The 12,150-nt window shown below is 67.0% G+C and carries 8 protein-coding genes; all 8 read left to right on the top strand.

Annotation, left to right across the window (positions count from 1 at the left end; genetic code table 11):
- Nucleotides 1-17 precede the first annotated feature (17 nt).
- From ACZYYX_RS17020 to ACZYYX_RS16985, 8 genes are read left to right on the top strand one after another with little or no spacing between them, the layout of a single operon-like run.
- Complete coding sequence (locus ACZYYX_RS17020; protein WP_463815720.1) at nucleotides 18-833, top strand: hypothetical protein; 816 nt, start codon at nucleotides 18-20, stop codon at nucleotides 831-833.
- Nucleotides 830-1,249, top strand: coding sequence for an adenylosuccinate synthase (locus tag ACZYYX_RS17015; RefSeq protein WP_463815719.1), 420 nt, complete (start codon nucleotides 830-832; stop codon nucleotides 1,247-1,249). Before ACZYYX_RS17020 ends, ACZYYX_RS17015 begins: the two co-directional genes overlap by 4 nt.
- 53 nt (nucleotides 1,250-1,302) lie before the next feature.
- On the top strand, nucleotides 1,303-1,626 hold the full coding sequence (locus ACZYYX_RS17010; protein WP_463815718.1) for a hypothetical protein: 324 nt from the start codon (nucleotides 1,303-1,305) through the stop codon (nucleotides 1,624-1,626).
- A gap of 6 nt (nucleotides 1,627-1,632) precedes the next feature.
- Nucleotides 1,633-6,039 carry a transglycosylase family protein gene (locus tag ACZYYX_RS17005; protein WP_463815717.1) on the top strand — a complete coding sequence of 1,469 codons (4,407 nt, stop codon included), beginning with the start codon at nucleotides 1,633-1,635 and terminating at the stop codon, nucleotides 6,037-6,039.
- Nucleotides 6,040-7,473, top strand: coding sequence for a hypothetical protein (locus ACZYYX_RS17000; RefSeq protein ID WP_463815716.1), 1,434 nt, complete (start codon nucleotides 6,040-6,042; stop codon nucleotides 7,471-7,473).
- Complete coding sequence (locus ACZYYX_RS16995; RefSeq protein ID WP_463815715.1) at nucleotides 7,470-9,236, top strand: Gp37-like protein; 1,767 nt, start codon at nucleotides 7,470-7,472, stop codon at nucleotides 9,234-9,236. Before ACZYYX_RS17000 ends, ACZYYX_RS16995 begins: the two co-directional genes overlap by 4 nt.
- Nucleotides 9,233-9,664 (top strand): hypothetical protein, encoded by a 432-nt coding sequence (locus ACZYYX_RS16990; RefSeq protein WP_463815714.1) that lies wholly within the window; start codon nucleotides 9,233-9,235, stop codon nucleotides 9,662-9,664. The genes ACZYYX_RS16995 and ACZYYX_RS16990 overlap by 4 nt, the downstream gene beginning before the upstream one ends.
- Nucleotides 9,661-12,150: a DUF7257 domain-containing protein gene (locus ACZYYX_RS16985; RefSeq protein WP_463815713.1), complete on the top strand. Its 2,490-nt coding sequence runs from the start codon at nucleotides 9,661-9,663 to the stop codon at nucleotides 12,148-12,150. The genes ACZYYX_RS16990 and ACZYYX_RS16985 overlap by 4 nt, the downstream gene beginning before the upstream one ends.

Genomic DNA, 12,150 nt, shown 5'->3' with positions numbered 1-12,150 from the left:
TGAAGGAGGGAATTCGCATGCCGAATGGAATCATCAACCCCGATCAGAGCCTGATCCCGGATCAGGCCGAGGTGTGGCTGCTGCTGAAGTCCGACGTCCCGAACAACGACATCACGCCGTTCATCCCTACCTCGGTGACGGCAGACCTCTCGACCCTCGGCTGGGGTCATTCGGGCCTGGTCGACGACAAGAAGGGCATCCCGCTCGACCCGTCGATCGAGGTCAAGGAGTACGACGCGTTCGGCCACCCGAAGTTCCGGACGAAGCTGCGCAACGGCAAGCTCAACACGGGCTTCACGGTGCTCGAGACGAACGCGGTGACCAAGAAGGTCGTGCTGCCCGGCTCGGCGCCCAACAAGATCGGCAACCCGCGCAATGTCCAGGTCTACGTGCTGTACAAGTTCGCCGACGAGGACCGCACCATCATCTGGACCGCGCTGCGCCCCGCGGCGGCGGAGCTGAAGGGGCACGGCGGCATCATCGACGGCGAACTGTCGTGGGCCGACATCACCTTGCACCACAGCCCCGACGCCAGCGGCGACATCTTCCAGGTCACCGATGCGTCGACTGACGACGTGGCCAAGACGTACACGATCGCCGCGGGCGTGACGTCCTACACCACCACCGTCACCGGCGTGACGTCCGGCGCCATCAACGCCAAGACCGCTGCCGCGCTGCAGACCGCGCTGCGCGGCCTGTCGTCGGTGCAGGCGCTGCCCGCGCCGGGCGCCACCGTGACCGGCCCCGACGGCGGCCCCCTGGTCGTCACGTTCACCGGCCCGGTCACCGGCGTCGCCGCGGCCGGCACCGGCGGCACCGTGAGCGTCGCGTGAGCGCCCCCGCGAAGCGGACGCCTCCGGCGAAGCGGACGTCTCGCATTCCGGATCACGCGCCGAAGCCGCAGGATCGCAAGCCGCGCAAGGCGCCGGCCAAGAAAGCGCCGGCCAAGACGGCTGCAGCCAAGCAGCGTGAGGCCGAGGCGACCGATGGGTACGTGGCTGTTGAGGCAAGGTGCGGGATCACCCTGCAGATCCCCGTGGGCGAAAACATGCCGCTGGACGCATTCTTAGTCCTTAACGGTGACGAAGAGGCGTTGGCGCGCCTCGAGATTCGCCCAGAGGATGCGGAGACGGCCGGGCTGCGTCTGCTGCTCGGTCCGGAGCAGTGGGCGGCTTTCGTTGCGCAGCGGCCCACACTCGGCGACTTCGCCGATCTGGGCCGGAAGCTTGAGGAGCTCGGGGGAAACTAGCCGGCCTCTATCACCTGCTCAACGAGCACGGTGACGCGATAGAGGCTGACCTGTTGCGGTTCTACCAAGTCGACTTGCTCGACCTGTATCGCGGCGCATTGTCGCTTCGCCGGGTGCGTGTGCTGGTGCGGCAGCTGCCGGTCGAGTCGGCAACGGTACGAGCTCTCAACGATGGCCGCATCCCGTACGGCAATGAGGCGAATCTGCTCGCGGACCTGTGGGCGCAGAAGGCCAACGAGGGCCGCCGGGGCGGGTTCGTCGACCATCCGGTTCGGGCGGCGGCGCAAGCCAAAGCCCGCAACGACGCGAAGCAGGCGCGGCTCGCCGAGCTGCGGGCCACGTACGAAAAGCGCAAGAAGGCATACGGATTGGGGTGATGTGAAGTGACGACTATCGGTTACGCAACATTGCAGCTGATCCCGTCGCTGCGCGGGGTGCGTGAGTACATCGCTCGGCAGGCGCGCGACCTGTCGATCGATGTCGACGTCGATGTGTCCGGCGCGCGCGCTGCGGGTGTGCGCGCCGGCCGCGACATCAAGCAGGGCATCGCTGGCGCCCGCATCGCCAGCGGTCTGCATCGCCAGGTTGAGGATGAGTTGTCCTCGGCCAACGCGTCGCGCACCGGCCAACGCTTTGGCTCGAGCCTCGCTGCGGGCATCGCGTCCGGCATCAAGGGGCTGTCGTCGGGGTTCGATTCCGCGGTGTCCAGCGGCGCGGCGATCTTGCGCAACGTTGGTGCCATCGCCACGGGGACGAAGCTGGCTTCTGCTGCGGCACAAGTGATGTCGCGGTCGCTGCTTGCTGCTGGCGGCGCGGTGGCCATGCTTGGCGGCGGCGGTGTCGGCCGCCTCGCCGCCGGCTTGGGGTTGGTGTCGCGTGCAGCTGGCGGCGCGGCCCGCGACATCGGACGCGTCACGTCGTCGCTGATCGTGCTCTACGCAGTCGGCCGCGGCCTGTCGATCCTGAACAACATCGGCAAGTACGCCGCTGTCGGCACGATCGGCCTGTCGGCGCTGCTGGGCGTGGCTACCGGCGTGACGGCGCTGCTGGGTGGGCCGATGGTGTCGGCGCTGACAGCACTGGCTGCCGCGATGGGCGTGGCCGCCGGCGCGGCGTCGGGCATTCTCGGACCCGCGCTGCTCACGCTGGGCCTGGGCGTCAAGGGGCTGCAGGATGCTGTGAAGGCATACGAGTCGAGCGACGGCGGGGTGTCGCAGGCCAAGGCGGTGGCGTCGGCCAGCAAGCAGGTTGAGACCGCTGAGAAGTCGGTGGAGCGGGCCAAGCGCGATTCTCGCGATGCCGAGCGTGACCTGACGCGGGCGCGGAAAGATGCCGTCGAGCAGATCGAGGACATGCGGCTGACGCTGGCCGGTGCCGCGCTGTCGGAGAAGGACGCGCAACTGTCTCTGATCGAGGCGCGGCGCGACCTGAACAACCTTGGCAAAGACGGCCAGTCGTTCGACATGATCGACCGCGAGCGCGCGATCCTGCGCGTTCAGGAGGCCGAGCAGCGTCTCGCCGAAGTGCAGGAATCCAACGGCGATCTCGCCGACAAGGCTGCCGAGCAGAACGCCAAGGGCGTCGAGGGTTCCGACGAGGTGGTGGCCGCCAAGCAGCGCGTCGCCGACGCCAACCAGGCCGTCATCGACTCTCAGAACCAGCTCGCCGACGCGATGCAGGCGGTCGCCGACGCACAGAACCAGGGCCAGGCGGGCGTCGACCCATTCGATCTGATGATCGGGCAGCGAATCGCACCAGTGCTCGACTCTGTGAAGGGTTTGAGGCAGACGATCACCGATAGCCTGACCACCGCGTTGGAGCCGGCATTCGGCACGTTCAGCGGCCTGATCGACGGTATCAAGCCGAAACTGGCCGGCCTGTCCACCCTGTTCGGCGGCATTGGCGTCGACATCGTCAACACTCTGGCTGGGCCGCAGAGCCGCAAGGCTTTTGACGACATGATCGCGGCGACGGGCACGTTCTTCTCAGCGTTCAAGGGCCCCGACTCCGGTCTCAGCGGCCTGGTGACGGGTCTGCTGTCGTTCGCTGGCACCGCGGGCAAGACGTTCGCCGATGTGGGCACGGCCATCGACACGCAGCTCGGCCGGCTCGGCGACTGGCTGGCCAACATCAGCCCCGGCCAGATGGAAGCCACTTTCGCCGCAGTGAAGTCGATCATCTCGAGCGTCTCCGACGTGCTGAGTCCGATCTTCAGCACCCTGGCAGATCTCGGCAAGATATCGGCTCCCGCGCTGGCGCCCGGTTTCCGAGACATCGGTGACGCGATCGGCCAGGCCACGCCCGGCATCATGGCCATGGCGCGCGAGCTGATGCCGGCACTGAGTCAGGTGATGTCGAACCTGGCGCCGATCTTGCCGTCGATCGTTGATTCGTTCCGGCCGTGGTCAACGGTGCTCGCCGCGATTGCGCCGTCCCTGGCCACCATCGTGTCGCACCTGGGGCCGATGGCCCCGGTGATCCTTGCGGTCACTCTGGCCGCCAAGGGGATCGGCGCGGCGATGCTGGTGTGGAACACAGCTATGGCCGCGGCGTCGGTCGCTCAGGGTGTGTTCGCCGCGGCAACGGGCGCGGGCACAGCATCGCTGGGAACCAACGCGATCGCACTCGCTGCGCACCGTGTCGCGCTGCTGGCCGGATCGGCGGCCACCGGCGTCATCACCGGTGCACAGTGGCTGCTCAACGCGGCGCTAAACGCGAACCCGATCGGCCTGATTATCCTGGCGCTGGCGGGCCTGACCGCCGGCCTGGTCTACGCCTACAACCATTCCGAGACGTTCCGCAACATCGTGCAGGGCGCGTGGGCCGGCATCAAGACCGTCGTCTCCGCGGTGTGGGACTGGATCTCGCAAACGCTGTGGCCAGGCATCAAGGCGGCGTTCGAAGGCATCGGCGCTGTGGCGATGTGGCTGTGGAACAACGCCCTCAAACCCGCCTGGGAGGGAATCAGCGCCGGTTTGCAGACCGCCTGGACCGGCATGAAGATCGTCTTCGACCTGTGGGCGGGTGCGTGGCGCACGGTCGGCGACGGCGCAATGTGGTTGTGGAACAACGCGATTACGCCGGCGTGGGAGGGCATCAAGACGGCGTTCAGTACTGCGTGGGACTTCGTTAGCGGCATCTTCGACCGCTTCAAGTCTGGCTGGGATGCACTCAAGTCCGGGGTGGTCGGCGGCGCTGACGCGATCAAGACCGGTGTCACACAGGCATTCTCGGGCCTGGTCGATGTAATCAAGGCGCCGCTGAAGATGCTCGGCAGCTTCCTCGAAGGCGTCCCGACCGAGGTGTTTGGCTTCAGCGTTCCCGGCGCCGACAAGCTCAACAGCTGGGGGAAGACGCTGAAGGGTCTGTCGGCCGGCGGCTACACCGGCAGCCTCCCCGTCGACAAGATCGCCGGCGTCGTGCACGGCAAGGAGTACGTCATCAAGGCGCCGTCACAGACGAAGATCGAAAACGCGTACCCCGGCCTCCTCGACTTCATGAACAACAACGGCCGGCTCCCGCTGCCCGGCTATGCCGGCGGCGGCCTCGTCGAAGGCACGTCAGAGCTCCGCGACATCATCCGGCAGCGGTTCGGCATCAGCGACATTGGCGGGTACCGGCCGGGCGGTGACGGCTTCAACGAGCACTCCACCGGCCGCGCGCTCGACGTCATGGTCGGCGGGAACAAGTCAGCCGGCGACGCCGTCAAGGACTTCGCGCTGTCCAACGCCGACGCCATCGACCTGAAGTGGGTCATCTGGCGGCAGCACCTGTACTACCCGGGCGGCGGCGGCTACGACATGCCCGACCGCGGCAGCCCCACCGACAACCACATGGACCACGTCCACATCTTCTCGGGGCCCGGCATCGCGAACGGTCTCCGGGGCGCGCTGCAGGGTGGCAAGTCCGGTGGCGCGCTCGGCGGAACGGTGCCGGATTGGGACGCCATCGCGCAGAAGGAGTCGGGTGGCGACTGGCACATCAACACCGGCAACGGCTACTTCGGTGGGCTGCAGTTCACGCAGTCGACGTGGGACGCGTTCAAGCCGCAGGGCGCGCCAGCGCGCGCGGACCTGGCGAGCCGTGAGCAGCAGATCGCGGCGGCCGAGGCCACGTTGCAGGTTCAGGGCCCGGGCGCGTGGCCGAACACGTACACCACCAAGCAGGCGAGCGCACCGGCTGATGCGTCCGGCCCGGGCGTGATCAACCCGGCGACTGCTGACGAGACAGCAGCTGGCCAGTACTCCGATGCGAGCCTCGCGCCCATGCCCGGTCCGACGGCGTCCGGCGCGAAGGGACCGGGCATGCCGTCGTCCATCTCGGAGGCCGCGGCGCTGCCGCTGTCGGGGCTCGGCACGGCCCTTGCCGGCGGCGACGAACGCGCCAGCGACCTCGGCCCCGCGCTGGGCGAGCTGGCCGGCGGCCAGGTGAAGTCCGCGCTCGGGGTGCTGGGCGTCAACGATGCTCCCGGCTGGCTAAAGGCGGCATCGACGTTCGTCAGCGGCCTGAGTATCAGCGACAGCGCCGGAAACAAGATCTTCGACGGCTCGAACCCGCTCGGTTCCTTCGGCGGGGGCGGGGGAGGCTCTGCCGCGCCGCTGTCGGCGACGCCGGCCGCGACACTGCCGCCCTTGGACAACGGCCCCGAGCACGGCCGCCGAGCCGGCCAACAGCCCGGACCGGCACCGACCACCGTGTGGAACATCCACGCCCGCGACACCGAGGACGCGTTCGTCAAGGCAACTCGTCTTGAACGTGAGCGCGCCGCAACGAAACTGGACAGGTTCTAGATGCCCGTCAGCACCATCACGCTCGAGTCGGACAACGGCGATTCCGTGGTGATCTCCGCGCCGACCGATGACTATCTCGAAGACGACATCATTCTCGACACCGACCCGCAGGGCATGTACGACACCGCGTTCAAGCTCCGCACGCAGTCGGGTGCATTCGAGACCGGCGGCCGAGCGGTCGGAATTGAGGTGCCGATCCGTGAGCCGGTGCTGCCGTTCTGGCTCACTCCCGAGAGCCGCAAACGGTTTCAGCGCCTGTGGGGCACTCCGCACAACCTGCGCAAGGTGAAAGCCACCTGGGACGGCCCGTCGGGGCCGAGGTCACTGACGCTGCGCCTGGCCAAAGAGATCGTCTACACGACGACGGACGGCTTCGACGCCGACATCGACTACGAGTACCACGCGGTGGCGTCGTGCGTGGCGCTGAACCCGATGTACGAGGGCCGCGAGGACGCGTCGCAGTGGAAGAACCCCAACGACCGGTTCACTGTCGCCGTGGTGGCCACCGGCGGCCGTTTCCCCCTGACGTTCGGCGGGCAGACCACCAACGACCGGTTCAGCCTCGTGGTGACGGGATCGGGCGGCACGTTCCCCCTGAGTTTCGGCGGGCAGACCGCAACCGGCCTTCCCTACAACGCGCCCGTATCGGCGGTTCAGTCGGCGCTCGCCGCCCTGTCGTCGGTCGGTGCCGGGAACGTCACCGTGACCGGTACGCCCGGCAACTACGTCGTGGTGTTCTCCAACGTGTCGGGCACTCTCACCGGATCGGCGGGCAGCCTGACCGGCATCGGCAGAAGCCTCACGATCACCCCCGGCCTGGCGTACAACGCGAGCGCGGCCGAAGTGCAGGCGTCGCTCGAGAAGCTGCCATCGGTGGGCGCGGGCAAGGTCACCGTGACCGGCACCCCGGGCAACTACCTGGTGGTGTTCGCCGTCGGCACCAACGGCGTGCTGACGAGCTCCACAGCGAACCTCGACGGCTCAGGACTGTTCGGCCAGACCAAGAGCGTCACGATCGACTACGCGCCATCTACGGGCTGGTTCGAGGTGTGGAACCCCACCGACCAGTTCGAGTGGTTCGAGTGGGAGTTCGATCCGGCCGACCAATGGCAGTTCCCCGACTTCGGCTTCGATCAGGAACGGAAGTGGAACCGCGCTGTCGGCCAGGACGCGGCACGCATGATCGTCACCCCGAAGCTGACACAGCTGCTGTCGGTGATGGTCGACCCGTTCATGGACACCTACGTCAGCGCGGACCTGTCGAACGCAGCTGGCCTGTTCAACGGTGTCGAGCCGCTCTACGCGGTGCCGCCGTACACGGGCACCGAAGACGATCCGGTGCTGATGCCGGTGATCTGCAAGGGCCCGGCCGGATCCAAGGCGACGCTACGTCAGCGCCGGTTCTGGTCGGCTGAAAGCGGGCTCGAGGCGTGACCGGCGCGACCTTCGCCGAGCCGTTCACCGGCACCGACCACGACGACTTCTCCGAGTGGGCTCGCGAGGTCCGCGAATACCGCATCGAACGCGCCTACGACCGGCCCGTCGTCAAGCTCTACGACGGCGACTGGGTGTACCGCGGCACCGTCTACGGGGAGAACGCCGGGAACCTCGTTCAGGAGATCAACGAGACCGGCCTGATCACGCTGCGCCTGCCGATCGACCTCGACGATCCGCGGCGCACGTGGGCCGCGTTCTGGGCGCTCGACGAAGAGTCCCGCGGCACCAGCAACATTCACATCATCGTCGAGACAATGGGCGCCCGAATCGGCGGCCGGATGCGCTCGAAGAACGGTGTCAGCGTCACCCGCGGCCCCGACGGCGACGAGGTGACGATCTACTTCCTCGACGACATCGAAGAGCTGAAACACGTTCACACAGCAGGTAATCCGTTCCTGCCGATCAGTTTGATCCAGCAGCCCAAGGCGTGGATGCTGTACCTGCAGGCCGATCAGGCGATCCTGCTCACGATGGTCGCGAACCTGCTGCGGCTGAAGCTGACGAACCTCAACATCGGCGAGCTGCTGAAGCTGCTGAATCCCGCGAACTGGACGGTTGAGGGCGTCGTCGACGCGCTGCGCGGGTTCTGGCAGCAGTCCCAGATCGTCGTCGCGCCGCGCATCTTCAACCCCACCACGGCGCCGCTCGCCCTGGTCGTCGGCAACATCAAGACCTCAATTCACGAAGTCGCGGCGCCGATCATGGAGGACGCCGAACTGCAGTGGGATCTGCGGCGCTGGCTCGACGGTGATCCTGAGCCGTGGCCGGGCGCCGGCACGGGCTGGCGCAGCGGAACACTGATGGTCCGCATCGCCGACAAGTCGGGGTTCCGGAAGAAGACCTCGCTGGGCGGAAACCTGTTCACCGGCCTCACGCGCACGTTCGCTGATCTGCTGTCGAACCACGTTGAGGACAGCTACGATCTGTTCACCGGCGAGACGATCGACGAGACCGGCTACCGGCTGCCGGGGTTCCTCGGCACGCAGCCCGAAGACCCCTACGTGGTGTACCGCGACGGCGACATCACCGGCATCCAGACCAGCGAGTTTTCCCGCTCGCCGGGCGGCCCGGGCCGCATCACCGTGGGCGGGCAGTCGATGCCTGGCGTGAACGAGCTTATCGGGGCGGCCATCAACTACGGCGGCGACGTTCTCGGCGACAACCTCTCTGCCGTAATCAGTTTCGGCGCCGGCATCAACATCACCGTCGGATCGCTCGGTGGCGCGATGAACGCGTTCCTCGAGCCGATCTACCGCGACTCGATCCTGGCCTATATCAGCGTGCCGCTGCTGCTGCGCGTGTCGAAACAGGGCTGGGGGCACTACCTCGAGACGGCCAGCACGAACGTCACGCAGGCGTTCACCGCGGCCAGCATCATGGACCTCCGCCGCCGCCGCCGCGAAACCGACCCCGACACGTCGTTCACGATGCAGGTCGCCAACGCCAGCCCGTGGCTGATCGGCGCGAACGGGCACGGGCACTGGTGGAACGGTGACCGCGTCGGCGGCACCTCCAAGTACCTGATGCCGCGAGTGTTCGTGCGCCGCAACCGGAAACTCATCATCGACTGGGGCACCTCACAGGGGCTGACGATCGAGGCCGAGTTCGGCGACACCCGACCGAAGAAAGACGCGATCGAGCGGATCGCCGAGCTGACCGCCCGGGCAATGGGCGGCCTCAACCAGATTGGACTGTGGTGAGCACCGAAAACCCCATTCCCACACCGGAGTCGGCCGACGTGCTGACAGAGGCCGCTGTCGACGCGACCGGGCAGCCGGTGCCGAAGAAGATCCCGCCGATGGACGACATCGACGCGCAGACCAAAGAGATCGGCGGCGCGCTTGCCTCGGCGCTGCTCACTGCGACAGACATGCCGCTGCACATGCTGCAGCCCGTCATCGGCGATCTCGCCGCCCAGCTGGTCGCCTACGGGGTCCGGCAGACCGAGCACGTCGACGCGGACGCGGTGCACGTGCCGGCGTGGATCAAAGACGGTGTGCGTCAGGAGTCGGTGAAGCTACCCGAGCAGGTCGCGCACACCGAGGCTGAGCCGTACGCGGCGCGCACCGCGGAAGCGCCGACACCTCCGAAGCGGATCGCCGCGCGGGCCCGGGCGGTCAAGAGGTGACCACACCGGGCGGTGTGCCGAACCTGCCGAAGGGCGCGCTGACCCTCGACGACATCGAGGACAAGACGCAGGACATGAGCCCGGCGGCGATGAAGCGCCGCGCGGCTGACCGGTTCTCAGGCATCTTCGAGGGCTCGACGGGCGGCAACCCCGAGAACGACATTTCGCCGTTCGGCGTGCTGACCCGGTTCTTCGGCAACTTCAGCTCGACGGTCGCCAACGCGGACCCCGCCGACATTCAGGGCCCCGAAGATCTGCCGAACCTGCTGCTTGAGTTCATCGAAAGTCTGCCTGTCATCGGGCAATTCACGTACTTCGTTGAGGCGATCTTCGGCACCTACGACGGCGATACCCAACTGTGGATCACCATCCAGAACATCTTCGCTCCGCTGCGTCGGCTGCTGCAGCTGCTCACCGGCAAGGGCGACGGGTTCCCGACCCGCGCCGAGCTCGAGGCGGGCAACGGCGACGGATTCGCCGACCTGTTCGGGTTCTTGCGCGGCGACATGGTGCCGCTGTCGGCGCTGACGCTGAAGTCCCCGAATGTGCAGCGCAACGGCGCGTTCGTAACCCTGCCCGGTGATCGCACCGCCGGCTGGTCGCTCGACCCGACGCTGAAGCGCACGCTGCTGGGCAACGGGTTGCGCGCGGTCGGCAACGGCACTGACCAGATCATCAGCCTGCCGTCGACCCGGGTCAGCGAGAAGCAGGGCGTGAAGGTCAGCGTCGGTGTCTTCTGGGCTGGCGTCACCGGCCCCGCGGTCGCATCGCTGGACCTGCTGGCGTTCTCGTCGGGCGGCGTGCTGATCGAGCAGAAGACGATCGGTTCGGTGTCGGCCACCGGGACGGCGACGATGACGTGGGCCGAGCTGACTGGCGACTACACGGTCACCTCGGCCGCCGTCGACTACGTTGTGCCGCAGCTGTCGTTCATCGGCGCGACGGCGGGCGCTGCGACGTTCACCGATCTGCGCACCGTCAAGCAGACCCCGGCCAACGTCATCCCGTCCGCGCTCGTCGACGGTTTCCAAGAGGGTCTCGACGTGGTCGGCGAGTTCGCGCAGTCGATCGGCATGGTCATCATGAAGGTGTTGACCGGGCTGCCGCTGGTGGGCTGGCTGTTCGAAGACCTGGAAGAGGCGCTCGGCGACTTCTTCGACGACACGCAGACGACGGCGGGTGAGGCCAGCGACGCGAAGGGCGGCCTGGCCGACCTGATCGCCGCGTTCCTCGCCTCGTGGAATAAGCAGGACGCGCCCGATACCGGCTGGGCGTTCCCCGGTCTCGGCGACTTCTTCGAACTGGGTCTGGGCAAGTCGAAGGAGCTGACGAACCTGGCTGCCGGCGTCGCGCAGCTGCAGGCAGACATCGAGGGCGCCAGCAACTCGGGTCGCTCGTTCTCTGTGACGGTGTCGGACACCACCGCGCCCAGCATTCCGCCGCAGTTCACGAAGTTCGCCGATAACGACACAGCCGAGCAGATCACCAACGACGGCGACACCCTCGAGTTCGCGAACGTCACCGGCCGCGAGCTGTTCATGTACAGCGTCGACTCGCTCATGACGCACTACCCGAAGGTGTCGCTGGTGGTGCCGCGCCAGGCCGCGATGTACGGGCTGAGCTACCACAATCGGGGCGTCTACTGGGTGTTCCGCGCGAACCATCCGACCAACCCGACCGAGTACTGCATCGCGTGGCTCAACGGGAAGTCCATCCGATTCGGGTGGGTCGGGGGCACTTACACTCTCGACGCGCCTTACTGGTTCGGCGTCGCTCAGACGATCACCCCCAACAGCTACATGAGTGTGGTCGCCGGCGTGGCGGACGACCCGCGGTTCTTCCAGTTCCTCGTCAACGGCCAGGTGGTCGCCAACGAGATGGACGAGATGAACGTGTCGGCCGTCAGCGACGCACACGTGTGGACAGGGTTCGGAATCTCCAACACTGCAAACGATCTGATCACTACCCGCGTGCCGAATATCTCGCACTTCGTCGCCAACGACAACACACCCGCCCCGACGGTCGGCACCTTCTGCAAGCTGGCCCGGCTGTCTACCTCGGGCACAGTGACTTTGACGTCGGGGCAGAAGTTCCCGTCGACGTACATGGACACGCCGCTGCGGTTGTCGCAGAACTTGACTCCGAATAACGGCGGAGTGAAGGTCTCCGAGCCCGGCGCGTACAACGTCGAGATCGCGGTAAAGAAGAACAGCGCGACCGCGGCCGGCGGCGGCGATTACGCGCTCACTGTCTGGATCGACGCCGAGCTCGCTGGCCGCGGCGGTTCGCCGAACCCGGTGAAGCTGCCGTCGTACAACGGTGGCGGCAACGGCACGCTGACCAACTACCTGCCCGGTCTGATCTTCCAGACCCGCGTCTACTGCGACGCCGGCGACACGATCTACGGCGGCTATGAAGGCGACACGTTCCAAACCATCGGCAGCGCAGACGGTTTGAGCACCTACATGACCGTGACGAAGGGATAA

The sequence above is a fragment of the Mycobacterium sp. IDUB_1 genome, assembly GCF_055419625.1.
This window is presented reverse-complemented; position numbering and strand designations above follow the sequence as displayed.

Bases quoted from the DNA above. Each gene is read 5' to 3' on its own strand.
- ACZYYX_RS17020 (WP_463815720.1), top strand. From the start codon at position 18: ATGCCGAATGGAATCATCAACCCCGATCAGAGCCTGATCCCGGATCAG.
- ACZYYX_RS17000 (WP_463815716.1), top strand. From the start codon at position 6,040: ATGCCCGTCAGCACCATCACGCTCGAGTCGGACAACGGCGATTCCGTG.